The sequence below is a fragment of the Paenarthrobacter sp. YIM B13468 genome, assembly GCF_042788025.1.
GTDB lineage: Bacteria > Actinomycetota > Actinomycetes > Actinomycetales > Micrococcaceae > Arthrobacter > Arthrobacter aromaticivorans.
Genome location: NZ_JBHZPI010000010.1, coordinates 135,434 through 157,674, shown reverse-complemented (window position 1 = coordinate 157,674; position 22,241 = coordinate 135,434). Strand labels below are relative to the sequence as shown.

Genomic DNA, 22,241 nt, shown 5'->3' with positions numbered 1-22,241 from the left:
TTGAGCCCTCGAAACAACCACTAAATGCCAGTCAGTTGGACTAGGTGCGCGGCGACGGCGACGGAGCACCCCGCCTCCGCCGCCGCTCCATTCCAACAGGACTTATAGTGCCGCCAAGCTCTGGTTGTCCGCAGTTTGGCGGTGCCAATCCAGAATCTGCTCCCCGGTCATGAACACAGATCTGGCATCGGCCCGGATATGCGCCAGCGCCTGCTTGAAGTAGGTCAGGCGGTGCGGCGCGGCCATGATGTAGGGGTGGATGACCAGCGCCATAACCCTGGCCGACTCCGCCGAGTCCTCGGCAAGCTGGTCAAACTGGTCCTTTGCACGCTGGAGATATTCACGGGCGGGATGGTGCTGGATGAGCATCATTGCCACGTCATTGCACTCCTGCGTGTAGGGGATGCTGGTGATGGGCTTTGTCCGCGTGCGGAGTTCAACAGGCTGGTCATCCAATACCCAGTCACAGACGTACTCGTAGCCCTCCTCGACCAGAATGTCCGGCGTTTCCCAGGTTTCCGTCAGGCCCGGCCCCAGCCAGCCACGCGGGGCCTTGCCGGTGGCTTGGCGGATGGCGTTGGTGGTCAGCCGGATATCTTCGCGCTCGTCCGGCACTTTCTGCATGTTTTTCTGGCCATAGCCGTGGCCAATGAACTCCCAGCCGCGTTCCTTTGCAGCCGCAGTTATCGCCGGGTAGGACGCGACGGCCTTGCCATTGACGGCCAATGCCACCGGGATGCCGAACTCATCGAGGGCCTTCAAGAGCCTCCAGAAACCCACCCTGTTTCCATATTCATGCCAGCACCAGTTGGGCACGTCCGGTGTGGGGACGCCGCCGGCCGGAGGACTCAGGACAGTGCGCGGCATCGCCTCATCGTCATTCCACTCCTCAATGTTGACTATCACCCAGACCGCTACCTTCTTGCCGTCCGGCAGAAGTCGCACTGGACGATCAACAATCGCCTCATAGTCGATCCGTTCGCTGGGTTTCATGATTCCTCCTGTTCGGTCACTGCGATGCTTAGTTGGGGAAGGCCCGTAATCTCCACGGAGACCTGGTCGCCGGGAACAATGGCCGAAACGCCCGCTGGGGTACCCGTGTAAATCAAGTCACCCGGTTCCAGGGTGTACAGGGAACTAAGCCGGGAAAGGATTTCCGGAACGGACCAGATCATCAGGCCCAGGCTCGTTCGCTGACGCTCTTTTCCATTGACAGTGAGAACCAAGGTTGCGTTTTCCAGGTCCTGCACCGATGCCGCTGGAAGGATCGGGCCGCAGGGAGCCGAACTGTCAAATGATTTTCCTGGCTCCCAAGGACGCGCTTGGGACACTGAATTTCTTTGCAAGTCCCTGCGGGTCAGATCGATTCCGGCAGCGTAGCCAAACACAGCATCGGAAGTATCCTGTGGCTGGCTGTTGCGAAGCCGCTTGCCCACTGCCACTACGAGTTCACCCTCGAACTGGAAGTCATCGGTTGATTGCGGGTAGGCGATGGCCGCGCCGTCCAGTTCGACGCAATCACTTGGCTTCTGGAAGAAGAACGGATCGTCGCGTTCGTCGCCTTCACGCATCTCGCGAATGTGGTCCACATAGTTCCTCCCCACGCAGTAGATGCGGCGGACGGGGAATCCGTGCTCGGAACCGGCTACGGGAACAAGGGCTTGGGTTGTTTTCCAAAGTGTTTGCATTGGTTACTCCTGAGTGGTGGCTACGGGGTCCGGAACAGTGGCTGAAGGGGCCAGCCGACTGAAGTCGGCCGTTCGCAGGGCCAAAGCGAGCAGACCGGACGCCAAGGACAGGCCTGTGATCTGGACCAGGCCGGCGGTGCTCCAGTCGGTACTTCCGACAAGAAGGCTGAAGGCCAAACCGGCGAAACCGGCTGCCGTGTAGATGCACGTTGTGAAGAGTCCTGAAGCGCGGGATGAGTGGGATTCATTCATGCTTTTGACCAGGGAAGCGACGAGCCCAACGTAGAGCCCGGAGCTGGCCACCAAGCCAAAGAGGAACGACCATACGGCCTGCCACGCAACGGTTGCGGGTCCTGCGAACAATGCAGCACCACAAACGGCCTGCGCGACGCTCAACGATGTGATGGCAATTTTGGGAGTCAGGCGATCAACAAGCCAACCCCCCAGGGGAGAGGCGAAAGCCGCAAGTCCGGATAACCCGACGGCAAGAGCTGCATCAGCCTGTTTGAAATGCAGGTGCTCGATCAGGAAACTGGCATACATTCCTATGTAGCCAAAATCTATGAGACCGAACAGCAGCGTGATCACCGCCAGGATCAGGGGATTACGGCTGAAAAAGCTGGTTGCCCCGCCTACGTAATGGGTTGTCTCCTGGACGGAGCGCCGTTCCGTGAATGATGATCGGACGAACACCGCAACCAGAAGCGCGGCGACGATCCCGATGGCTCCGAAGGCAATCATCGGAGCACGCCAGGAATCAAACTCCTGGTGGAGGAAGACTCCGAGGTTTGGCCCCACCAGTGCGCCCGTGGCGAAGGCGACGTTTACTGAACCGATCGCGATGCCACGGTGCCTGGGAAAGGCATGCGTTGCCACAGTAAGGATGGCCACCAACTGCAAGGCTTCACCTACACCGCTGAGGACCCGCCACAGCAACATGTCCCAGAACCCGGCGCTCAACACCGTGAGTACCGTGGCGATGGAGAAGAGGACTGTACCCATGATCAGGACGTGTTTCCGGTTTACTCGGCGCAAGGCCATACCAGCCGGGATACCCGTAAGTCCCATTCCCAAGGCGAAGAGTGTGGATTGCAGCCCGGCCTCGGGAAGCCCAAACCCGTATTCTGTCCTGACCTCCGTCAGCAGGACCGGGAAAACCATGCGGTCCATTGCATTGACTGAGTAGGCCAGGAGGATAAGCAGGAACATGAACATGGCTCCGGAGGTGCCGAGCCGTTGGACACGCTCCGCTGACGCCGGAGGCCGTTCCTTGGGCACCGCCGTTGAGTCGTTTTGGCTTATCATCGTTGATTGCCTTCCTGATTGTTGCTGATTTATTTGTCCCAGGTTCCGGCTGCCGTTGCGCGCTGGACCAGGGCGTCGCGCCGCTCTGTGGCCGTATCAATGGCTTGGCGGGCCGTCTGTTGTACCAGTTCGCCATCACGAAGAAGAACGCGTCCATCGCTGATGACGGTGCGGATTGCCGCGGAAGTTCCGTGATAGACGAGGCTTTCGGCAGGATCCCCCGTTGGAAGAAGCGAGGTACTTGACCTGTCGAAGACGATCAGATCGGCCCGCTTGCCCTGTCTGATGGATCCTGTGATGCCATCGATGCCAAGATCCTTGGCGGCACGGATGGTAGCCATCTCGAGGGCAATTCGAGGAGTCAGTGTTGCCCGTTTGGTGCGTGCGTGCTCAACGGAGAGCAACGCCCGCAAGCTGGAAAGTACGTCTGCATTTGCCGGCATGGCGAGTGTGTCCACAGAAAGTGATGTCAAAACGCCCGCTTCGAGGAACTCCGTGACCACGGGAAAGCCCATGGTGCGCATTTCCGAAAGTGGGCTCACCGAAATCCTGGTTCCTGTCCGGGCAATGGCTTCAATGTCCTCCGCGCTGGCGTGCACGGCGTGAACCACCTGGACGTCCGGTCCGAGCAATCCCTCACGGTCCAGTCTGGTCAGGCCACACGACTGACAACCAGGTTCCCGCATGCAGCGGTCGCAATGCATGGTGATGGGAACGTTGCGTTCCCTGGCACAGCTCCATTCCCGCGCAGCAAGCTCCGTGGAAGTGCGATAGGGTCCCCGCAACGCCACCCCGAAATGGATCCGCCCGTCAAGGCGGTCGGAAGTCCATCTGTTGATGGCATCGTCCAGACCGTCGAAATCCATCACTTCGTCGGCACCCGAGGAATCCCTTGGCCCATAGGAGAATCGGCCCCTCAACCCCGAATCCAAATGCGCTTGGATGTTCGCATCTATATCCCCCGCACCGCGGACGTTGTGGTCCCAGTTATGGACGGTGGTGATTCCGTTCTGTACTGCTTCTGCCAGGGCGAACCTGGCGGACCAGTAGAAGTCATCGTCACTAAGGTGGGGGGCAAGGCCGCGCTTCACTGAGAAGTAGTCCCGTCCGGGCCCATCCCCCACTGTTCCCCGCAGAAGTGAATTCCACAGATGCCAGTGCGTGTCTACGAAACCAGGCGTCACCAGGTTTCCGGTGCCGTCTATCTGTTCCACCCCGTCGGGGAGGGCGAGGCCCTGCCCGAGTTTTTCGATAATGCCATCCCTGATCAGGATGTCCGTGGTCCCGTCGGGGACGTCCGGGTCAAGGGACAAAATAAAGGCATTTTGCAGTAGCAAGCTAGTGCGTTGAGGAAGCATGATCCATCCAAAGAACGACGAAAATGACAAGGCCAAAAATGACTACACACCGCCGCAGCAGGACATCCGGAATGCGTCGGCCCAGAACGGCACCGATCCATCCTCCGAGCAGTCCAGCGGCGGCCATCACAAATGCCGCGGGCCATGCGACAGTCGCGAAGATACCGAAGAAGACAAGGGAAACAGCGCTCGCGACGGCGGACAGCACACTTTTGAGTGCGTTGAGCCGGGGAAGCCGCTCATCGAGGGTAATGCCCAAAACACCGAGCATCATGATGCCCAGCCCGGCGTTGAAGTAGCCACCATAGGTAGCCACACCCAACTGACCGAGACCGCTGGCATGCAGTCGTTCAGCTCTCACGCTTGAATTCTGAACCCCACCCACGCGTGCGACTGCCCATTTGGTCAAGACGGGCTGCGCTGCCAGCAGCAGGGTCGATGCAAGCACCAGCCACGGAACCACAGCAACAAATGTCGATTCCGGTCCCAGCAGCAGGAGCGCTGATCCCATTGTGGCTCCAACCACGGTGGTGGTTCCCAGGATCGCGACCCTGCGGGCCTGTCCTTTGAGTTCCCTGCGATAGCCCCAAACGCCGCCCACATAACCCGGGAAGGCTGCCACCGTGTTGATGACGTTGGCCGCGACGGGCGGGTAGCCCAGCGCGAGCAGGGTTGGAAAGGTCACCAGCGACCCGCCACCTGCAACCGCATTTATTGCGCCGGCAGCTGTGCCGGCCAAAGCCATAAGGGCTACAGACCCAATGTCCATGACCACCTCCCACACTCAGCGTACGCATTGCATGCAATGAATGCAATAGGTGTTTTCGCATGCCTTGTATACTTAGGTCATGAGTTCAGACGCGGCAGGAACAGGATCAGCACGGTCAACCTACGACGTCCTGTGGGCCAGATTTCTCGACGGCACCTATACCGCCGGGGACCGCCTTCCGGAGGCAGCGATAGCAGAGGAATTGGGAGTCAGCCGCACACCCGTAAGGGAAGCACTGAGCCGCATGCTTGCCGAGGGCCTGCTCACGCCCGCAGCCCGCGGCGTAGTAGTTGCAGGTTTGGACCACGACGCCAAACGCCGCCTGTTTGATCTGCGACGCAATCTTGAAGGATTCGCAGCCGAACTGACAGCCGCGCGGGCCCGCGATGGACAGATCGCTCCTGTCTGGTTCGCGCGGCTGAACGACGCAGCAACGGGCTTCGCGAAAGCCATTGAAAGCGGTGACATACGGGAGTCAACGCGAATCAACAGGCAGTTCCACGACCTGATCGTCGAAGCCAGTGGTAACGAATTCCTGGCCGATGCGCATCGCCGGGCCATAGCCAGGCTTGCGGTTTCCACAGCAGCGAATCTCGGCAAGGATGACTGGGCGCACAAGGCCGCCGAACAACACGTAGAAATTGCCCGGGCAATTGCGGACGGAGACGTAGCGTCTGCCCGCTCACTTTCGGAAGCCCACATAAGTGACGCCCAAAAGGTGGCGGATCTGGCGGCCTAAGGTCGCCGGGGGATCATACAGCCTGGCGGGAAAGTCAGCGACGCGGCACTTTGAAGTGCGTCAGACGGGCGTCCTGCCCATCCAGCTCCGCCCATGGCTTCTCAGTCTCCAGGACCGTCAAGGCACTGGTTGGGTACCGTGTAGCAGCGTCCATATAGGCGTCATGGTCCGAGTCGCGCGAAGCAAGATGCATGGCCAGGTCCTGGACGCCGGGCATGTGCGAGATCACCATCAAGGTAGTGACGGTGTCTGGGACATGGTTGATCACGGTCAACATCCGGTTTGCCGAGGCGGCGTACAAGCCGTCCTCGAGCTTGGGCGTCGGGGCTTTGTCCCCCAACTCATCGCACACCCACGTGCAGGTTTGGCGGGTCCTCAGCGCAGACGAGCACAGAATGAAGTCTGGAACTACCCCATGCTTGAGCAACCATCGCCCAGCCAGCGGAGCCTCACGGTGTCCGCGTTCCTCGAGGGGACGTTCATGGTCCGGGACCCCCATGGGCCAATCCGCCTTGGCGTGGCGCATGATCACCAGGCGCCTGATGTGATGGTCACTCATGAACCAACCCTATAGCTGCAGACGCCCATCCGCTGCGGAGGCCAATCGGTATGGTGCGTGCGTGGAAGGTGGCCCGACAGGGTGTCCGGTTTCAATAACTCGGACACGCCTGTCGCTGCGGGTCGATGTTACAAAAGCACGGCCGGTCCCGAGTTTAGGGCGCGGTGTCGGATACTGAGGTTTCGATGGTCGTAAGTGTGATGGCGGTTCCGGCCGGCATAGTCCCTTGCGCCTGGGTTAGAACCTGGCGTTCTCCAATTAGCTGCCCGGTTTGAGGATCGATGATGATGTCCTGGCGAGTATGCGAGACTTCCTCGACGCGACCGATTGCGATGCCTTTGCGTCCATTCAGGGTTGCCTGGTCCTCGACGACGGTAACTCCTGGAATCAGCGCTGCAGCCTTGTACAGGGCGGCCCGGAGATCTCCCGGAACCATACCTGTGCGGAGCAAGTCGGCGATGAACACCAACGCCTCTCCATCGATGGACTGGCCTTGCCCTAAGGTCCTTTTGAAGATGTTGTTCAGGAGCATATGCGGATCCCTGGGGAACGAGGCCAGATATTCGGGCGAAGGAAATCCCGACTGATCAGGTGCCGAACCATAGAAGGCCCCATTTGCTCCTCGAAGTACATCGCCCTTCGGCTTGTCGTACTGGAGACTCTGCCCGTGTTCTTTTGATGCTTCATCAAAAAACACGGTCGGGATCCGGCCCGAACGTTCCCAAACCCATACGTCATTGCGGTTGGCAGGGATATACATAGTCATGTTTTCGGTATCGAGCCACTGAAACTCCTTGCCGCTTTCGTCGATGGAGAGGGAGCTCCACAGGTTGCTGCTCGAGATCTTCAGGTATTGGCCTGGGTTTACTACCGGGTCAGCCGTTTTGATGGTCGTCTGAGCGGCCTCATTGAGCACCTGTGCGGCCTGGGCTGTTGCCGCGCCGCGCCAGCCGGTGGGGCCGAGCACGTCGCCGGCCACGAGTGCAGCCACAATTGCTGCGGTGGCCAATGAGATTATTCCTGCCCTCCTGGCCTTCGTCCGATGACGCGTGGGCCGGGCGATTGGCGCGGAGGGGTCGATGCGGTTGAGGAGCTTGCGACGTCCCTCTTCTACTGCGGCATCAGTGGCGACAGGCGTCTTGTCACGCATTGCTTGCAGGAGTGTTAACTCGTTCATCTTCAGTCTCCTTGTCATCGAAATAGTGAAGGGCGGCAGCATCGCGAAGAATGCGCCGAGCCCTGTTGAGGCGGGACCTGACGGTGCTCACAGGTACACCAGTGGCAAGGGCAATCCCGTCATAGGTGAGGTCTGCCCACGCGTAGAGCAAGAGGCATTCCCTATCGGCGGGGGAAAGCTTGCGCATAGCCGCGGCAAGCTTGGCGGTGGCAGCTGCGGCGTCCAGACGTTCTGCTACTCGGTCTGTTCCGTCGCTGTAGCTGTCTCGGCCGGCGGCCCTGGCGAATGCCTTGAGCCTTCTGGCTTCGGTCCGGTGGTGACGACGAAGCAGATTTGTGGCTATGCCGAAGAGCCAGGGCCTGGCGTCTTCCCACTGATGGTCGAACGATGTCCGGTTTTCGAAGGCGACCAGAAAAGTTTGCGCCATAACGTCATCAGCGACGGATTCACCCGCCCTGGTCGCCGCATACCTGTGCACCAAACGGCAATATTTGTGGTACAGCACGGCGAAGGCCTGGGGATCATCGCGGGATCTATGTATTAATTCACTGTCAGTCGTCACAAGATGTATTGCCCCCATGAGAGAAAAGAGTTCACGGAAGCTTAGCTGGGCTCAGTCGGACCCCGGCGACGACGGAGATGCTTCAAAAATGGGAATTGTCACGGGCGGCGCCATGGAAGGATGCGGACCCCAGCGCGCAACGGGCATCCCGAAAGCGCCCTTGTCGCGCGAAGAATAAGCGCAGGCGCCAAGGGATCCTCCCGCGAAAGCGAAAGCGCCCGCCCCTTTACAGGACAGGCGCTTTCGGCTGCAGCACTAGCTAGATCGAGTACTCCGGAGCGGCCCAGACGATGACCTCAGGGTGCTCGTAGAAGCGGTAGCCCTGCCCACGTACGGTGCGTACCGTGTTGGCGAGGCGGCCCAGCTTGGAGCGGAGGCGGCGGATGTGGACGTCGATGGTGCGCTCGTTGGGCACTTCTTCGGCGTTGCGCCACAGGCCCTCAAGGAGTTCGTCGCGGCCTACTGTGCGGGTACCGTTCTCGACGAGGTAGTTGAGGAGCTCAAATTCCTTGAACGTCAGGTTCAGGGATTCGCCGTCGAGGTGGACTTCGCGGCGGGCGAGGTCGATCAGCACGCCGGAGGGGCGGGCTTCCTGTTGCGGTGCCGGGCGGGCAGCCTCGGTGCGCTGGCGTGCGGCGACCGTGGGGTCACCAAAAGTTGAACGTACGACGTCGAGCGCGGACCCGGGTGCCCCGGCCGGTGCGACGGCGACTGCAGCGTAGCTCTCAGCGCCGGTGACCAGCGACTGGGCGTAGGCCCGGATTTCCTGGGCGAGCTTGGCAATGGAGGTGCCGGCCGCTGCCGCTGTCTCTTCGTCAATACCCATGTAGAGCACGAAACCGCGGGCCACGTTGTCGTTGGCGACGGGGCGGAGGCGGTCAGACTGCGCAATGACGGGAGTAGGCGCCGTCATGGGTGCTGGCTCGTTGGTGGGAACTGCCCGCAACTGGCCATAGGAGTTGGGGTTGTAGCCCTGGGGCACATAGCCGGGAGCCTGCTGGCCGTTGCCCTGGGTGGTGGGGGCGTAGCCGGGGCGGTTGCCGAACCCGGGGCGGAGGCCTGCGTTTGAAGCGGCCTTGTTGGCGTTTCGGACGGAGATGTGGACGTAACCGGATGCAACTGACATGGAGTGATTACCTCAAAAGTGAATAGCCGTCATCGCGGCTTCGAATGCTGGTTGTCCCCGCAATGAGTTTGGGGAAGGGCGCCCAACGCTGGGCTAGGGGGCGAATGCCTGAAACTTCTTTGGGGTGGAAAGTTAGGCTTGCATTCGACAACAGCGGGTCTCGTCGCCAGCGGGTGTGCTGGACCAGATTGCTGCGGCTGCAGGTGCTGTTGAGTTCTTGTTCACATTGGAAGTGTGCAACGTAACAATGGCAACACGCAAGTAACAAAGCGCCAAAACGTCCACATTTTGAGACAAGAGGGTCTATTGTGCTGCAGATCACAATTCTTTCACCATGGAAAATGAACGTCATTTCATTCGGCGGCGATGAGAAATATTCGGCTTGGGGTGAATTTTCTTCGGCAGATAGTGCATGATGCCCTCCCTGATTCCCATCAGGCGCAAAACGACGGAATCTCAAGATCTGAAACACTTGCTGTCCAATCCCAAGCGACTCCAAGCTCGAATTTTTCCCCCAAAATCTGCTACAAGCCGTAGAAACGGCACCTGTTGGGGCGGGCGCGCTCGTGAACGCCTGCCGCCGAACTCCCACGTGGCTAGTGTTGACCTCACAGCGTCCTCACAGGAGCGGCAAAGCTTCGGCAAACCAGCAGAATGGAGAGTTGTCACATGGCATCCCCGCACTCCATGACGAACAACCTTCCCCAGCTTTCCCACCCGGACGGCTCCCCTATCCGAGCCTTGGTGGTGGACGACGAGCCGAGTCTGTCCGAGCTCATGAGCATGGGCCTTCGCATGGCCGGCTGGTCCGTCGCGGTGGCAGCCGACGGACCGGAAGCTGTAAAGCTCGCCAAGGACTTCCGCCCCGACGTGCTGGTGCTGGACGTGATGCTTCCAGGATTCGACGGCGTCGAGGTCCTCAACCGGATCCGCGCCTTCGCGCCGGAAGTGCCCGCACTGTTCCTCACGGCCAAGGACGCTGTCCAGGACCGCATCGTAGGCCTTGCCGCCGGCGGGGACGACTACGTCACCAAACCCTTCAGCATGGAGGAGGTTCTCCTGCGCCTGCACCGTCTTGTACAACGCTCGGGTGTTGCGGCCATGGATACAGCGGAACTGGTGGTGGGTGATCTCACCCTCAACGTGGACACACGGGAGGTTTCGCGCGCCGGCGAGGACATCCAGCTCACGGCAACGCAGTTTGAGCTGCTTCGCTACCTCATGGAGAACCCCAAGCGCGTGGTCAGCAAGGCACAGATCCTGGACCGGGTCTGGGACTATGACTTCGGCGGGCAGGCCAACATCGTGGAACTGTACATTTCCTACCTGCGCAAGAAAATCGAAGCCAACCACCCGCCAATGATCCACACCGTCCGTGGCGCTGGCTACGTCATCAAGCCTGCGGACTGAATCTTGTCCACCCCTTCAGGCGTAACCCGCAAGACCCAGCGGAACTGGCTCAATCCCTCCACCTGGCATTTGCGCACGAGGTTGGTCCTGGTGGCGATGGCCTTGCTGGTGGCTATTTGCAGCGCAGTGGGAGTGGTTAGTTACGCCTCCATGGACATGTACTTCAACAAACAACTGGACAAGCAGTTGGAGCAGGCCTCAAGCCGCGCGAATGAATTCGGCAGGCCGCCGTCGAGCTTTCCCTCAAGCGGTCGGCCAGATCCACTGGAGGCCCGTGGCCAAGGTGCCGGGACGCTCAACGCGCGGATCGATGGTTCCGCGGTCATCAACTCGGGCTTCCTGAACGCAAACGGTCGCCGCGTGGCACTCTCGGCAGAAGACAAGCAGGTCCTGCTCTCGCTCCCCCGCGACAAGGGGCCCGTTGACCGTTCATTGTCCAACGGCGACTACCGGTTGGTGGCAGTTGAGACCCCCTACGGCGACATTATTGTGACGGGCCTGCCGTTGGCTGACAAGCAAAACGCCGAGGCCTCGCTGGTATGGACCATGGTGCTTGTTTCCCTTGGCGGCCTGGTGCTGATCGGCCTCGCGGGCACTGTCATCATTCGCAGGACCATGCGGCCACTTGAGCAACTCTCGGAGGTCGCAACCAAGGTATCGCGCCTTCCCCTCGACGCCGGTGAAGTGGCGCTCGCGGTGCGCGTACCGCCGTCGGCCTCCCATCCAGGAACAGAAGTTGGCAGCGTTGGCCACGCTTTGAACCAAATGCTCAACAACGTTTCCAGGGCCCTGGAAGCCCGTCAGGAGAGCGAAACCAAGGTCCGGCAGTTCGTTGCCGATGCCTCCCACGAACTTCGGACGCCGCTGACCGCCATTCGTGGGTACACCGAGCTTCTTCGTATGACGGAGAACTTCACGGAGGACGGCAGGAAATCGCTGGCGCGGGTCCAGAGCCAGTCGGAACGGATGACCACGCTTGTGGAGGACCTGTTGCTGTTGGCGCGCCTGGACGAAGGCCAGGCGTTGAAAGTCACCGATGTGGACCTGACGCAGCTGGTGATCGAGACCGTCAGTGACGAAAAGGTGATGGCACCGGACCACATCTGGAAGCTCCAACTCCCTGACGAGCCCATTACAGTGCGCGGGGACGCAACCCAGCTGCATCAGGTGCTGGCCAATCTGCTGTCCAACGCCCGCAAACACACCGATCCAGGTACCACGGTGGTCACAGGCGTCATGCTCTCCGCGGATGGTAGTGCGGTGGTCACAGTCACCGACAACGGGCCTGGTATTCCCGCTGGGTTCCAGAGCCGTATCTTCTCGCGGTTTGCCCGGGCTGACGCGGCGAGATCGGGGTCGGAAGGAACCTCCGGACTGGGCTTGTCAATCGTCGAATCCATCGTCCAGGCGCATGGGGGAAGTGTGGAAGTGACGTCCCGGCCGGGACACACGGAATTCGCTCTTCGATTCCCCACGGCTTTGAACGAACGCATATAACGAATCGGGCAACATGACGCGCCGTGAACGTGATCTCTGTTACCCAAATGTGACTTAAGCCGAAACCTCCTGTACCTTCGAAAGGGTGGGTCGCCCCTAACTGGCCCGCACCCGGGATGCGCCGAGCTCTGCCACTTCCCGGAGTTCCGTTCTCATTCGAGGCAGAGACGGGGGACCCAGAGTCTCCGGGCACAGTACTTTCCTTGCCCTTGGGGTGAAGCCGCAGCTACGCGCGCGGCCGGATGACCTCATCCGAACCCGACAGCTAACTCCGCAGGCGCTGAGAGGTAATCACACATGTCTGAATTCAACGATCAGACGCGCCCTTCCGCGCGTCACCGTGACGAACACACTGCTCCCCTGACGAAGTCGCAAGCCGTTCTGAAGAACGCTGCACGGCGCGGCAAGACCGGGCAACGAATGTCAGTTGTTGCAGGAGTCGTTGCCGCAGCATTGGGCGTCGCATCGCTCGGTCAGGCCGCAAACGCCGCATTCAATCTCCCCGAAACGAGCCAGGCGTCCGAGACGCAGGCTACCGCCCAGGTCAGCAACAAATCAGCGGAAATTTCTGCGTCCTTGGATGCTGCTGCCAAGAAGGGCGCTGCAGACAGGGCTGCTGCAGACCAGGCGGCTGCGGCACAGGCCGCTGCCGAGAAGGCTGCCGCGGAGAAGGCTGCGGCCGAGAAAGCCGCTGCCGACCAGGCAGCTGCCGCCGAGAAGGCTGCCGCTGATGCAGCCGCCAAGCAGGCTGCGGATGCCGCCGCTGCTGCAGCCGCGGCCGCTGCTGCGGCTCCCAAGGCCGTGGACGATCCCGCTGCTGCCAAGGCATACGCCGCCAGCATCCTCGCCAACTACGGTTGGGGTCCGGGTGAAATGACCGCCCTGAACACACTGTGGGAGAAGGAATCCAACTGGCGGACCACCGCGACCAACACCTCCAGTGGCGCCTACGGAATCGTGCAGTCATTGCCAGCCTCCAAGATGGCAACTGCAGGCGATGACTGGCTGACCAACTACCAGACCCAGATCAAGTGGGGCCTGAACTACATCAAGGAACGCTACGGCTCCCCCTCCGCCGCCCTCGCCTTCCACTTGGCCAACAACTGGTACTAAGCCAACTCAATAAGCACGTTTGAGCCCACCCCAGCGGGCTCAAACGTTCAGGGCATGATTGCCGCCCCGTTTTCCGCCGTTCGCAGCAGGGATTACTGCAGCCAACGGCGGGACCGGGGCGGTTTTCGCGTTTAACCTGCCCTCCCAGGTTTAAGAAATCGGACGACGCCGGCTTGCACCTGACGTTACGTCAGGACTTAGCGTTGTGCTCATGACGGGAACAACGGGATCCGGACCGTGGAGCATCGGTGAGCTGGCCACAGCGTGTGGCGTCAGCGTGCGGACGCTTCACCATTACGACGAGATCGGGCTGCTGTCCGCAAGCCAAAGGACACCGTCCGGTCATCGCCGGTATTCGGAGCGCGACTTGCGCCGGCTATACCGGATCAGATCCCTTCAGATGCTGGGGCTTCCGCTCGCGGCCATCGGCAAGGCGCTGCAAACCCCCGAGGATGATCCTGAGTCCATTCGGGGCCTCCTCCAGCAGCAGCTGGCCCATGTGCAGGAGCACGCCCAGCAGCTCCAAGCGCTCCAAAACCGTTTGGGCGAGCTCTTGTCACGCATGGACGGACACGCCATGCCCACCCCTGAACAATTCATGTCAACGTTGGAGATGATCACCGTGCTCGAAAACAACTTCACAGCCGAACAACGCCAGCAACTCGCGGACAAGCGGGAAGAACTCGGCGCAGAAAAAGTCGAAGCCGCCAAGCAGCAGTGGGCTGCCCTGGTGGAAGAAGGACTGGCGCACGTCCAAGCCGAGAGGCCCGTCACGGATCCCTCCGTCCAGGAATGGGTGCGCTCATGGGACGGCATCGGTTCCATGTTCCACTCGAGTGAGGACACCAAAGCTGCAGCGCGTGCAGCCTGGCAGGAAAACAGCCAGGCCATCAGCGCGGGACTGCCGTGGAGCGCTGAGCAGTTGGCCGGGCTGATGGCTTACCTGGAAAAGGCGCGCTCGGCCTTGTAACAGGACGTCGCTATGCTTCCGGTTCGGCCTCTGCCGCACCTCGAACGGCTGCGATCGAGGCAGCGACGTCACCTGCGTCCGTGGACCAGTTACTCACCGAAATCCGGAGGATTTCGCGTCCGCGCCATGAGGAACCTGACATCCACACAATCCCTTCGGCCATGAGTCTCTGGGTGACGCGGTGAGTGCGGTCATCGCTGCCGAAGGCCACCGACACCTGCGTGAAAACGACGTCGTTCAGAATTTCCACGCCTGGGATACCGGCGAGGCCCTCCGCCAACGCGCGGGCGTTTCCTGCAAGCCTGTCCACCATGGCAATGACTCCGGACCGGCCCAACTGTCGGAGGGCAGCCCATACGGGGATGCCCCGGGCCCTACGGGACAGTTCCGGAACTTTGTCGAACGGATCACCCAGTCCGGTCTCCGTTGCGATGAGGTAACTCGTATGGACGCTGAAGGCGCGCCTCAGGGCTTCCGGCCGGGAGACGATGGCCAAGCCACAGTCGTACGGGACGTTCAATGTTTTGTGGGCGTCGGTGGCCCACGAATCGGCCTCCTCTACTCCAGCCAGCCGCCCGCGTAGATGTGGGCTGACCGCCGCCCACAACCCAAATGCGCCATCCACATGCACCCAAGCCTCGCGGTCATGGGCTACCGCAATGGCTTCGGACATCGGATCGAACGCTCCGGAATGCAGATTGCCGGCCTGCAGGCACACGAGGGAAGGTCCGGGTTGTTCATCCATGGCATCCGCGAGGGCGTCCGGCAGGATCCTGCCTTGACCGTCTGTGTCCACGGGAACGCATGCTCCCAGCCCCAGATACCGCAAGGCGAGGTCCACGGCGGCGTGCCGTTCGCGTCCGGCAAACGTAGTGATCCGCGGCGCCCCGGTGAGGCCAAGGTCCGCGAGGTCCCACCCTGCTTCGTCCATCAGGTATTGACGCCCGGCGGCGAGGCCCGCGAAGTTGGCCGTGGTAGCGCCAGTGGTGAACCCGACGTCGGATCCTCTCGGAAGATCCAATAGTTCCAGGAGCCAGGCCGCTGCGGATTCTTCGATCGCGGCGGCAGCTGGAGTCGCAAACCTGAGCCCGGCGTTTTGGTCCCATGCCGAGACAAGCCAATCTGCAGCCATGGCAGCCGGCAGCGTCCCGCCCATCACCCAGCCGTAGAAGCGTCCGGACTGGATGGCCATCAACCCCGGCTCAGCCAATGCGGCGAGCTCATCTACTACGTCCGCCGCATCCGTTGCTTCATCGGGAAGGCTTGAGAGGAGACTCGAGGCGACCTGATCGGCGTCGGACGCTGGACGCACAGAACGGCTGGGCACCGATGCAAGCCAATCCGTAGCGTGCGCCATGGCCCGCTCCAGTGCAGCACCATACGCCTCCGGCAACGCAGACATGCGCACAGCCTACTCCGGCTTCGCCGGTCGGAACAGCGGTGGCGAACAGGCTAGAGCGTGAGGGTGATGAGGTGACCGCCGTCGTCGTGTTTCACGGCCGTGACCGTCACGGCCGAGTAGTCCGGGATCCGCCACATACCCGGCTCAAGCTGCCCGCCGGCGTCGCCGACCACCACGGTTCGCATCCCGGCGGCGCGTGCGGCTGCGATACCTGCCGGAGCGTCCTCGAAAACCACGACGTCGGCTGGTTCCGCGCCCAGCAACGCTGCAGCTTTGAGGTAGCCCTCCGGGTGCGGCTTGCCCCGCGTAACACCTTCGGCGGTGACGGCGGTCGATGGCATGGAAAGTCCCGCAGCCTTCATCCGGATGTCGGCAAGGATGCGGTCCGCCGATGTGACGAGCGCGATGGCGTCCTCCGGCAGGGCAGCGAGCAACGCTTCGGCGCCCGGGAGGGCAATCACGCCGTCGGTTCGCGTGCGTTCCATCTGGCCAAGCTCGGCAGTCAAGGCTTCCAAATCGGCTCCTGCCGGAGCATAACGGCGCACGGTATCGCCCGCTTGCACGCCGTGGGACGTCCGCAGGATCTCGTTGTAATCGAGGCCGTATCGTTCAGCGAACTCCAGCCATACCTGCTCAACGATCGCCGTGGAGTCAACCAGTGTTCCGTCCATGTCGAACAGGACAGCACGGACAGTCAAGGTTGGCGATCGTTCGGCTTGCGCGGAAGGTGAAGTTGGCTCGGCAGGATGGCTCATAGTTCCATCCTGCCGCACCATGCAGGGGTGGGAGCGAAGTGTGACTAGCCGTTGGGCCGGTGCGGAATGTACTGCACAGCCCACTTATTGCCGTCGGGGTCCGCAAAATGGACGAAGTGTCCCCAGTCCTGGACATCGATATCGCTGACATCCACACCGTTTTCTTTCAGGTGGTCGTGGGCCTTTTGGATATCGCTGACCACGATTTGAAGCGACGGCGCCGTCCCCGGAGGGGCATCATTGAGGCCCTCCCCGATGGCAATGGAACAAGCCGAACCCGGCGGGGTCAACTGCACAAAGCGGAGGCCGTCCATGGGACGCTCATCGTAATCGGCGTTGAAACCAACTTTGTTGACGTAGAAGTCCTTCGCGCGATCGACGTCGGACACAGGGACAAACACCAGTTCAAGTTTCCAGTCCATGCGCCACAGGCTAACGGGACTCGCCGGAAAGCGGTAGGGGCGTGCGGATTAGCCGGCCACGCCGTAGAGGCGGTCGCCGGCGTCGCCCAATCCCGGAACGATGTACGACCTCTCATTGAGCTTCTCGTCAATCGAAGCGAGGACTACCTTCACGTTGGCGTCCTGCAGTTCCTCCTCCAACTTGGCGAGGCCTTCCGGAGCTGCCAGCAGGCAGATGCAGGTAACGTCCGAGGCGCCGCGCTTGAAGAGGAACTTGATGGCTTCGCGCAGGGTGCCGCCAGTGGCAAGCATGGGATCCAGCACAAAGATCTGGCGTCCGGTGAGGTCCTCGGGGAGGCGCTCGGCGTAGGTGATGATGTCCAGTGTTTCTTCGTCGCGGGCCATTCCCAGGAAGCCGACCTCGGCTGTGGGGACCAGTTTGGTCATGCCCTCGAGCATGCCAAGGCCTGCGCGCAGGATGGGAACCACCAACGGCGTCGGCTTGGTGAACGCCGTGCCGATGGTCTTGGTGACAGGGGTCTCGATCTCGACTGGCTGCGTCTTGACCTCACGGGTGGCTTCGTAGGCCAGGAGGGTGACGAGTTCTTCAGTGAGTTGCCGGAAGACCGGTGAAGGGGTGTTCTTATCCCGCAGAACGGTGAGCTTGTGAGCGACCAGCGGGTGGTCCACGACGAGTGTGCGCATGCGTTCAAAACTATCATTGAGACATGAGCGCCACCGAGCCGTATCACGCAGAACACATGGCTTGGATGGGCCTTGCCTTGGACGAGGCCCGGCTGGCGTTGGAAACGGACGACGTGCCGATTGGCGCGGTTGTCTTAGGGCCCGACGGCGGCGTCTTGGGTTCAGGACGTAACGAACGGGAAGCGCACGGGGACCCAACGGCCCACGCAGAGATCGTCGCCATCCGTGAAGCCGCGGCCGCCCTGCAACGCCACGCCCTCGAATTGGGCGAAGGCGGCGATGGATGGCGCCTCGAGGACTGCACCTTGGTGGTAACCCTCGAACCGTGTGCCATGTGCGCCGGGGCAATTGTCCTGGCACGGATTCCCCGCGTCGTGTTTGGCGCGTGGGATGAGAAAGCCGGGGCCGCAGGTTCCGTGTTCGACATCCTCCGCGAGCGCCGGCTCAACCACTGGGTGGAGGTGTACGCAGGCGTGCGTGAGGAAGAATGCGCAACGCTCCTCCGGGACTTCTTCGCTACACACCGGGTACCGGCAGCAGAGCACCGCTCATCCGCCTGAGCTCTATGCAAAGGAGCCAATCATGACAATCGCCTTCAACCACACCATCGTCTACGCCAAGGACAAGCACGCGTCCGCTGCGTTTCTGGCCCGCATCCTTGGGCTTCCCGCTCCACAGCCGATGTGGTCCTTTGTCACTGTTTCCTTGGAGAACGGCGTCACCCTGGATTTCCTTGAGTCTTCGGAAGACATAGCGCCCCAGCATTATGCCTTCCTGGTCAGTGAGAAGGAGTTCGATGCGATCTTCCTGCGGATCAGCGCCGAACACATCCCCTATTGGGCCGACCCCGCACGCTCCCGTGCGCAACAGATCAATCACAACGACGGCGGCCGCGGGATCTACTTCTGCGACCCGGACGGGCACTTCCTCGAAGCAATCACCCGGCCGTATGGTTCGGGCTAGTTGTCTCCTTGCAGTCCTAGCGCCCGGCAGCAGCGTCCAGGGCGTCGATCCGCAACTGGCGCGACGCGGATGAGTCCAGGCTGAAGGACCTGAAGTCCCCAAGTTCATCGCGGATCCATGCTTCAATTTCGGCGATGCGTTTGCTTACTGCGGCAGTGGGCTTGGCGAAGGTCCAGGCCGCGATGCGTTCCTTGCCGGGATCGTACTGCCACAGACCGACGATCCTGCCCCGGTCCAGAATCGGGTGGTCCGGGAGGTCGGCCTGGAGCGCAAGGGTGGTGTCCAGGACTTTCTTTCCTTTGTCTTCCTCAGCGAACATGTCAGCCGAGTTCCGCCTGTGGAGGACCAGTGAATCCGTGCCTGCAAGCAACTGGATCTGCTCGTCGCCGGGTACTTGGAAGTCGGCCAAGCGTTCGACGTCGTCCGGCAGCATCCACAGCACGTCACCGTTTGCTGTGGGCACCTCAACTGCCCCGACGCCGGCGAGCGCCGCTTTGGTCTGGGCTACGGTGAATGCGGTAAACCACTGGCTCTGCTTGAGAGTCGCTCCGCCAGTCCAGCCCAAGTACCGTTCGAGCAGGAGGCGGCGGGCGCCGTCGTCGTCGATTTTGCTGGGCGGAAGGCCCCATTTGGTGTAGGCGTAACGCTGCTGGTCGAGGCGGCCGTTGATGGGGACCCGGCGGATGCGGCCGTCGGCTTGGAGCAGGCCCAGGGCCGTGGGCAGGGTGGTGGCGGCGCCCTTCTTTTTGCCTTCCTCCCCGAGGCTTCGGATGGAATCGCCCAGTTGGTCCTTGAGCTGTTTGGGATCCAGGGGGTCGCTGGACTCCTGGAGGGCGTGCTCCACTTGGTCCTCGAGAAGGGTGATCTCGCTGCGTTCCACGCCGAGTCTGGCCAGTACCTTTAAGGGTGCGACGGCGGCGTCGCGGCCAATCTGCAGGCCCCAGGCGAAGTCGGCCCGGCCCAGTACGTAGGTGCAGCCACGGGCGGTGGGGAGTTCGTGGATTTTGAGTTCTTTGACGTCCTGGTCCACCTGTTCGCGGCTGATTCCTGCCCTCGCGAACAGGGTAAGGTACGGGTTGGCGCCGCCCACCGAGCGAGCCCACCCGGCGTGGTCCAGGACTTCCCCGGACGTCTTTCCTGAGAGTGACCCGTCGAGTCCCTGTTTGTGCCAGGCCCAGGCCCGGAGACGCTCCGGGGTGAGGGTTGTTGCGACAGGAATGGTCTGGACTTTGGGCGTCATGGCCCTATTCTGCACCTTCGTCGCTGCCGAGGGCTTTCAGAACCGTTGCTGCTGTGGTGTCCCACCCGGGAAGGTTGGACCGCGCCTGGAGTGCCGCAGTTCGCCACCTGTGTTGAAGCTCTTGGTCGGTGAGCCATCTGCGGAAAGTGCTGGCAAGGTTGTCGGGCTGTGTGAGGTCAAGCGCCGTCCCCGCTCCTGTGTTCCCAAGTGCTTCCACGGCGCCGGTCCCCTGCCGGACGACAACCGGGACGCCATGGGCCAAGGACTCCGTCACTACCAGCCCGAACGACTCGGACTTGGAGATGAGGATGCTGAGATCGGCTGCACGCCACTGATCCTCCAACGGTTTGCCGGTTAACTCCCCAGTCATCATGATGCGGTTTTGGAGTTTGTAACGTTCGACGGCGGCCCTCACCTCTGCCGCGTACGCGGGGTCAGGTTGGTCTGCTCCGATCAGGGCCGCCGTCCATGGCAGGTCTTTTAGGGTGGCGAGGGCTTCGACCAGTTCCGTTTGGCTCTTGTTGGGCAGCAGGGCGGCGAGGGCGATGATGTGCCGGGGTTCCGAGCCCTTTGCTGTTTCAGCCGCTTCAACTCCGGGCTGGGCAACCACGATGTTTTCGAGGCCATGCCTTTTTTCCAACGCGGCAGCAGCATGCTCGCTTGGGCAGATAACACCTGAGGCTGCGGCCAGGGACCTGGCTTCAAGGTCCGCGTGATCGGCCAGCGCCATGTGGGAAAGAATCCACATCCTGGTTCCTGCCCTTACCGCCCCCGCCACTTCATCCGGGGCCCCACTCGCGACCAAACCATCGGCAATCACTGTGGCGCCGCCGTCGAGCATTTCGGCAAACCGCTGCCGGTCCGCCGCGCTCCCAACCGGCCAGCCGCCGTCGACGATGACTGTCTCTATCCCCACGCCCAGGGCTGTCAGGTGCTCGGCGAGTTTGGCGTTGTACTTGTTCCCGCCGGAGCCGTGCCGGACGTTTCCCGGCACCAGGAAGCGGATGTGCACTTACTTGACCGGGAGCTCCAATGAATATCCTGCCCACGCATCCGGATTCTCGCGAAGGACGACGTCGATACCGTTGAGGGCCGCTCCATCCGGGGTGTCCGCGATGCGTGCGGCAACTGCGTCCGCGATGTGCTTGGCCAACGCCTCCGTGGTGGATAACTTGCCCTTGAAGTATGGGTGTTCGTCGAGGTTCTTGTAGTTCAGGTCTTCAAGAACCTCCTCGAGAATGCCGCCTGCAGCACCGATATCCAGGACGATGGCGTCCTCGTTGAGACCCGGGCGGCGGAAGGTCACCTCGGCGACGAACGTGGCACCGTGGAGGCCCTGCGCGGGGCCGAAGGCTTCCCGGGGAAGGCTGTGGGCAATCATGAAATGGCGTCGGACGGTCAGGCTGAACATGTCTTATTCCTCCGGCTTTGGATAGGCGACCACGTGGCAAAAGCCGCCGGGCTTTTCAAACAACTGAACGAGGCTGGTGGGCAGATTCTGAAATTGGCACTCGCTGCTGAGGAATGTGTCGAAGACCGGATCCTTCAGGGTTGCTGCCGCGAGTTGGAGGCGCTGGGCGTTGGTTCTTCTGTGCCTCCTGGGCAACGCCACGGCCCCCACTTGGCTGGAGCGGATGGTGAGCCTGCGCGCGTGGAAATCCTCGCCCAGCGGCAGGGTGACTTCCTTGTCAGCGAACCACGAAAGCTCGATCACGTCGGAATCGTCGCCGGCAAGTTGGAGGCTCAATTTGAGTCCCTCGTTGGATGCGGAGCAGTGGAAGACGACGTCGCAATCGTTCTCTGCTTCGTCCGGGAGTGCGAAGTTGATGTTGAGCTTCTCGGCGAGATTTCTCTTCTCCGCGTCTGCATCCACGAGTTGCAGGCGGCCCAGCGGATACTTCCGGAGGATGGTCGCCAGGACGCCGCCCACCAAGCCACCACCGACGACGGCGACGCGGTCTCCCAGCCTCGGCCCGGCTTCCCAAAGGGCATTGATTGCTACCTCCACGATGCCCGTGAGAACGGCACGGCGGGCAGGCACGTCCTCCGGTATGGCTGTGAGATGGTTCGTCGGGACCACATAGAAATCCTGGTGCGGGTGGAGGCTGAAGACTGTTTTGCCGATCCAGGTGTCCGGGCCTTGTTCCACGACGCCGACGGACAGGTAGCCGTATTTGACCGGGCCGGGAAAGTCGCCCTCCTGATGCGGGGCGTGCATCAAATCGGCCACGCGTTCCGGGACGCGCCCTTCATGGACTACGCGCTCCGTGCCGCGGCTGACGCCTGAGTACAGGGTCCTGACGAGGGCTTCCTGGGGGCCGGGTGTTGGTATGGCCTCCGGGCGCAACTCACCGTGGCCCGACTCAGTGACCCAATAGGCCTGGGCCTCGTGTTCTTGTTCGTGCGAGATAGTCATGATGCTTATGAATCTATCGCTGGGCGGGTGCGGGCGGAAGTTGAGTTCACTTGTCGGCGTTTCCCCGGTGGTTGGCTGGGGGCTCG

Annotated in this window: 24 protein-coding genes and 1 riboswitch; of the genes, 7 read left to right on the top strand and 17 right to left on the bottom strand. The window is 61.6% G+C overall.

The annotated features are described in order from the left end of the window. Positions 1 to 102: 102 nt before the first annotated feature. Genes ACFX4T_RS11785 through ACFX4T_RS11765 form a run of 5 tightly spaced genes read right to left on the bottom strand, consistent with a single transcriptional unit; the run spans position 103 to position 5,120 of the window. Complete coding sequence (locus tag ACFX4T_RS11785) at positions 103 to 993, bottom strand: polysaccharide deacetylase family protein (RefSeq protein ID WP_377652006.1); 891 nt, start codon at positions 991 to 993, stop codon at positions 103 to 105. Continuing rightward, positions 990 to 1,688 carry a fumarylacetoacetate hydrolase family protein gene (locus ACFX4T_RS11780; RefSeq protein WP_216921382.1) on the bottom strand — a complete coding sequence of 233 codons (699 nt, stop codon included), beginning with the start codon at positions 1,686 to 1,688 and terminating at the stop codon, positions 990 to 992. Before ACFX4T_RS11780 ends, ACFX4T_RS11785 begins: the two co-directional genes overlap by 4 nt. Positions 1,689 to 1,691: 3 nt before the next feature. Next, a complete protein-coding gene (locus tag ACFX4T_RS11775) occupies positions 1,692 to 2,993 on the bottom strand; it encodes an MFS transporter (protein WP_223947962.1) in 1,302 nt (433 codons plus the stop codon). Between the two features lie 29 nt (positions 2,994 to 3,022). Continuing rightward, positions 3,023 to 4,306, bottom strand: coding sequence for an amidohydrolase family protein (locus ACFX4T_RS11770; RefSeq protein WP_377652004.1), 1,284 nt, complete (start codon positions 4,304 to 4,306; stop codon positions 3,023 to 3,025). Between the two features lie 25 nt (positions 4,307 to 4,331). After that, the gene (locus tag ACFX4T_RS11765) at positions 4,332 to 5,120 is read right to left on the bottom strand and encodes a sulfite exporter TauE/SafE family protein (RefSeq protein ID WP_377652002.1); all 789 of its coding nucleotides are present in this window, start codon (positions 5,118 to 5,120) and stop codon (positions 4,332 to 4,334) included. A 79-nt stretch (positions 5,121 to 5,199) separates the two neighbouring features. Here ACFX4T_RS11765 and ACFX4T_RS11760 point away from each other — a divergent pair, with 79 nt between their 5' ends. Next, complete coding sequence (locus ACFX4T_RS11760; RefSeq protein WP_223947959.1) at positions 5,200 to 5,859, top strand: GntR family transcriptional regulator; 660 nt, start codon at positions 5,200 to 5,202, stop codon at positions 5,857 to 5,859. 34 nt (positions 5,860 to 5,893) lie between these two features. Here the strand turns inward: ACFX4T_RS11760 and ACFX4T_RS11755 are convergent, their stop codons facing one another. The 4 genes from ACFX4T_RS11755 to ACFX4T_RS11740 all read right to left on the bottom strand — a co-directional run bounded on the left by ACFX4T_RS11755 (position 5,894) and on the right by ACFX4T_RS11740 (position 9,283). Beyond that, entirely contained in the window at positions 5,894 to 6,418 is a 525-nt protein-coding gene (locus tag ACFX4T_RS11755) for a SixA phosphatase family protein (RefSeq protein WP_377652001.1), read from the bottom strand. A gap of 154 nt (positions 6,419 to 6,572) precedes the next feature. Next, positions 6,573 to 7,595 (bottom strand): CU044_5270 family protein, encoded by a 1,023-nt coding sequence (locus ACFX4T_RS11750; RefSeq protein WP_377651999.1) that lies wholly within the window; start codon positions 7,593 to 7,595, stop codon positions 6,573 to 6,575. Next, complete coding sequence (locus ACFX4T_RS11745; protein ID WP_377652048.1) at positions 7,561 to 8,100, bottom strand: RNA polymerase sigma factor; 540 nt, start codon at positions 8,098 to 8,100, stop codon at positions 7,561 to 7,563. The genes ACFX4T_RS11750 and ACFX4T_RS11745 overlap by 35 nt, the downstream gene beginning before the upstream one ends. 316 nt (positions 8,101 to 8,416) lie before the next feature. Further along, the gene (locus ACFX4T_RS11740; protein WP_216921402.1) at positions 8,417 to 9,283 is read right to left on the bottom strand and encodes a winged helix-turn-helix domain-containing protein; all 867 of its coding nucleotides are present in this window, start codon (positions 9,281 to 9,283) and stop codon (positions 8,417 to 8,419) included. A 669-nt stretch (positions 9,284 to 9,952) separates the two neighbouring features. Between ACFX4T_RS11740 and ACFX4T_RS11735 the strand changes: the two genes are divergently transcribed. The 4 genes from ACFX4T_RS11735 (at position 9,953) to ACFX4T_RS11720 (ending at position 14,273) form a co-directional block, all read left to right on the top strand. Next, positions 9,953 to 10,693, top strand: coding sequence for a response regulator transcription factor (locus ACFX4T_RS11735; RefSeq protein WP_216921404.1), 741 nt, complete (start codon positions 9,953 to 9,955; stop codon positions 10,691 to 10,693). A 3-nt stretch (positions 10,694 to 10,696) separates the two neighbouring features. Continuing rightward, positions 10,697 to 12,190, top strand: a complete 1,494-nt coding sequence (locus tag ACFX4T_RS11730) for a sensor histidine kinase (RefSeq protein ID WP_377651997.1) — start codon at positions 10,697 to 10,699, stop codon at positions 12,188 to 12,190. Between the two features lie 109 nt (positions 12,191 to 12,299). Further along, a riboswitch (cyclic di-AMP (ydaO/yuaA leader) is annotated at positions 12,300 to 12,484 on the top strand. A gap of 3 nt (positions 12,485 to 12,487) precedes the next feature. Continuing rightward, positions 12,488 to 13,303 (top strand): hypothetical protein, encoded by an 816-nt coding sequence (locus ACFX4T_RS11725; RefSeq protein ID WP_216921411.1) that lies wholly within the window; start codon positions 12,488 to 12,490, stop codon positions 13,301 to 13,303. Positions 13,304 to 13,514: 211 nt separating this feature from the next. Then, positions 13,515 to 14,273, top strand: coding sequence for a MerR family transcriptional regulator (locus ACFX4T_RS11720; RefSeq protein ID WP_377651995.1), 759 nt, complete (start codon positions 13,515 to 13,517; stop codon positions 14,271 to 14,273). Between the two features lie 10 nt (positions 14,274 to 14,283). On the opposite strand, the gene ACFX4T_RS11715 is transcribed toward ACFX4T_RS11720, so the two are convergent. The 4 genes from ACFX4T_RS11715 to upp are packed head-to-tail and all read right to left on the bottom strand — an operon-like array spanning position 14,284 to position 17,536. Then, a complete protein-coding gene (locus tag ACFX4T_RS11715; protein WP_377651993.1) occupies positions 14,284 to 15,675 on the bottom strand; it encodes a pyridoxal phosphate-dependent decarboxylase family protein in 1,392 nt (463 codons plus the stop codon). 50 nt (positions 15,676 to 15,725) lie between these two features. Then, positions 15,726 to 16,430, bottom strand: a complete 705-nt coding sequence (locus ACFX4T_RS11710; RefSeq protein ID WP_377651991.1) for an HAD-IA family hydrolase — start codon at positions 16,428 to 16,430, stop codon at positions 15,726 to 15,728. 44 nt (positions 16,431 to 16,474) lie between these two features. Beyond that, positions 16,475 to 16,852: a VOC family protein gene (locus ACFX4T_RS11705; RefSeq protein ID WP_216921423.1), complete on the bottom strand. Its 378-nt coding sequence runs from the start codon at positions 16,850 to 16,852 to the stop codon at positions 16,475 to 16,477. A 48-nt stretch (positions 16,853 to 16,900) separates the two neighbouring features. Continuing rightward, positions 16,901 to 17,536, bottom strand: a complete 636-nt coding sequence (upp, locus tag ACFX4T_RS11700) for a uracil phosphoribosyltransferase (protein ID WP_216921426.1) — start codon at positions 17,534 to 17,536, stop codon at positions 16,901 to 16,903. 23 nt (positions 17,537 to 17,559) lie between these two features. On the opposite strand from upp, the gene ACFX4T_RS11695 reads away from it, so the two are divergent. Together ACFX4T_RS11695 and ACFX4T_RS11690 are read left to right on the top strand one after the other, a co-directional pair. Next, positions 17,560 to 18,096: a nucleoside deaminase gene (locus tag ACFX4T_RS11695; RefSeq protein ID WP_216921429.1), complete on the top strand. Its 537-nt coding sequence runs from the start codon at positions 17,560 to 17,562 to the stop codon at positions 18,094 to 18,096. A gap of 22 nt (positions 18,097 to 18,118) precedes the next feature. Then, positions 18,119 to 18,499 (top strand): VOC family protein, encoded by a 381-nt coding sequence (locus tag ACFX4T_RS11690; RefSeq protein ID WP_377651989.1) that lies wholly within the window; start codon positions 18,119 to 18,121, stop codon positions 18,497 to 18,499. 16 nt (positions 18,500 to 18,515) lie between these two features. Here ACFX4T_RS11690 and ACFX4T_RS11685 read toward each other — a convergent pair whose 3' ends face one another. The 4 genes from ACFX4T_RS11685 to ACFX4T_RS11670 are packed head-to-tail and all read right to left on the bottom strand — an operon-like array spanning position 18,516 to position 22,155. After that, positions 18,516 to 19,739, bottom strand: a complete 1,224-nt coding sequence (locus tag ACFX4T_RS11685; RefSeq protein ID WP_377651988.1) for a DNA glycosylase AlkZ-like family protein — start codon at positions 19,737 to 19,739, stop codon at positions 18,516 to 18,518. A gap of 4 nt (positions 19,740 to 19,743) precedes the next feature. After that, positions 19,744 to 20,751, bottom strand: coding sequence for a glycosyltransferase family 4 protein (locus ACFX4T_RS11680; RefSeq protein WP_377651986.1), 1,008 nt, complete (start codon positions 20,749 to 20,751; stop codon positions 19,744 to 19,746). After that, positions 20,752 to 21,150 carry a 6-pyruvoyl tetrahydropterin synthase family protein gene (locus tag ACFX4T_RS11675; protein ID WP_377651985.1) on the bottom strand — a complete coding sequence of 133 codons (399 nt, stop codon included), beginning with the start codon at positions 21,148 to 21,150 and terminating at the stop codon, positions 20,752 to 20,754. Positions 21,151 to 21,153: 3 nt separating this feature from the next. Then, positions 21,154 to 22,155, bottom strand: a complete 1,002-nt coding sequence (locus tag ACFX4T_RS11670) for a zinc-binding alcohol dehydrogenase (protein ID WP_377651984.1) — start codon at positions 22,153 to 22,155, stop codon at positions 21,154 to 21,156. Positions 22,156 to 22,241: the final 86 nt, after the last annotated feature.

Bases quoted from the DNA above. Each gene is read 5' to 3' on its own strand.
- ACFX4T_RS11785 (WP_377652006.1), bottom strand. From the start codon at position 993: ATGAAACCCAGCGAACGGATCGACTATGAGGCGATTGTTGATCGTCCA.
- ACFX4T_RS11780 (WP_216921382.1), bottom strand. From the start codon at position 1,688: ATGCAAACACTTTGGAAAACAACCCAAGCCCTTGTTCCCGTAGCCGGT.
- ACFX4T_RS11775 (WP_223947962.1), bottom strand. From the start codon at position 2,993: ATGATAAGCCAAAACGACTCAACGGCGGTGCCCAAGGAACGGCCTCCG.
- ACFX4T_RS11765 (WP_377652002.1), bottom strand. From the start codon at position 5,120: ATGGACATTGGGTCTGTAGCCCTTATGGCTTTGGCCGGCACAGCTGCC.
- ACFX4T_RS11760 (WP_223947959.1), top strand. From the start codon at position 5,200: ATGAGTTCAGACGCGGCAGGAACAGGATCAGCACGGTCAACCTACGAC.
- ACFX4T_RS11755 (WP_377652001.1), bottom strand. From the start codon at position 6,418: ATGAGTGACCATCACATCAGGCGCCTGGTGATCATGCGCCACGCCAAG.
- ACFX4T_RS11750 (WP_377651999.1), bottom strand. From the start codon at position 7,595: ATGAACGAGTTAACACTCCTGCAAGCAATGCGTGACAAGACGCCTGTC.
- ACFX4T_RS11740 (WP_216921402.1), bottom strand. From the start codon at position 9,283: ATGTCAGTTGCATCCGGTTACGTCCACATCTCCGTCCGAAACGCCAAC.
- ACFX4T_RS11735 (WP_216921404.1), top strand. From the start codon at position 9,953: ATGGCATCCCCGCACTCCATGACGAACAACCTTCCCCAGCTTTCCCAC.
- ACFX4T_RS11725 (WP_216921411.1), top strand. From the start codon at position 12,488: ATGTCTGAATTCAACGATCAGACGCGCCCTTCCGCGCGTCACCGTGAC.
- ACFX4T_RS11720 (WP_377651995.1), top strand. From the start codon at position 13,515: ATGACGGGAACAACGGGATCCGGACCGTGGAGCATCGGTGAGCTGGCC.
- ACFX4T_RS11715 (WP_377651993.1), bottom strand. From the start codon at position 15,675: ATGTCTGCGTTGCCGGAGGCGTATGGTGCTGCACTGGAGCGGGCCATG.
- ACFX4T_RS11710 (WP_377651991.1), bottom strand. From the start codon at position 16,430: ATGAGCCATCCTGCCGAGCCAACTTCACCTTCCGCGCAAGCCGAACGA.
- ACFX4T_RS11705 (WP_216921423.1), bottom strand. From the start codon at position 16,852: ATGGACTGGAAACTTGAACTGGTGTTTGTCCCTGTGTCCGACGTCGAT.
- upp (WP_216921426.1), bottom strand. From the start codon at position 17,536: ATGCGCACACTCGTCGTGGACCACCCGCTGGTCGCTCACAAGCTCACC.
- ACFX4T_RS11695 (WP_216921429.1), top strand. From the start codon at position 17,560: ATGAGCGCCACCGAGCCGTATCACGCAGAACACATGGCTTGGATGGGC.
- ACFX4T_RS11690 (WP_377651989.1), top strand. From the start codon at position 18,119: ATGACAATCGCCTTCAACCACACCATCGTCTACGCCAAGGACAAGCAC.
- ACFX4T_RS11685 (WP_377651988.1), bottom strand. From the start codon at position 19,739: ATGACGCCCAAAGTCCAGACCATTCCTGTCGCAACAACCCTCACCCCG.
- ACFX4T_RS11675 (WP_377651985.1), bottom strand. From the start codon at position 21,150: ATGTTCAGCCTGACCGTCCGACGCCATTTCATGATTGCCCACAGCCTT.
- ACFX4T_RS11670 (WP_377651984.1), bottom strand. From the start codon at position 22,155: ATGACTATCTCGCACGAACAAGAACACGAGGCCCAGGCCTATTGGGTC.